1 protein-coding gene is annotated in these 462 nt (G+C 63.2%); it reads right to left on the bottom strand.

The window, feature by feature from the left end; translation table 11 throughout:
* Positions 1-462 (bottom strand): GMC family oxidoreductase N-terminal domain-containing protein (locus tag I6F37_RS39220; RefSeq protein WP_225154259.1); only part of this gene is annotated, 462 nt, incomplete at both ends.

The raw sequence follows: 462 nt of genomic DNA, 5'->3' as shown, positions 1-462 counted from the left end.
GAGCTTGCCTTCCTTGAAGATGCGCTGCGTTTCCTGCTCGATGCGCGAGATGTTCGACAGGTGCAGCTTCTTGCCAGCCTGCGTGGCGCGAAACGGCCCATCGCGAAAGCCGATCAGCGACGTCATTTCCTGCGGCCCGCGTCCCGGCCATAGCTTGCGGTCGGCATAGAAGCTCACGCCGGTGCCGGGATGGTCCATCAGGTTGCGCCCCACCATGTCGGAGCTGTTGCCCACGCCCTTCGGAAAATCCTGGCTGGTCGACATCAGCATCAGCTTGGGCGTTTCGATGCCGTTGGCAGCCAGCACGAACCACTTGCCTTCCACGCGGTGCTCGGCGCCTTTCGAATCCTTGTACCGCGCCGCCACGATGCGCTTGTTGGGGCCGACTTCGAGCTTGAAGACCACGGCGTTCTCGATCAGCCGTGCGCCGGCCTGCTCGGCTTTCTCCACATGCACGATGCC

This window comes from Bradyrhizobium sp. NBAIM08 (assembly GCF_020193935.1).
Classification (GTDB): Bacteria; Pseudomonadota; Alphaproteobacteria; order Rhizobiales; family Xanthobacteraceae; genus Bradyrhizobium; species Bradyrhizobium yuanmingense.
The sequence above is the reverse complement of the archived record's forward strand: the minus strand, read 5'-3'. Positions and strand labels throughout refer to the sequence as shown.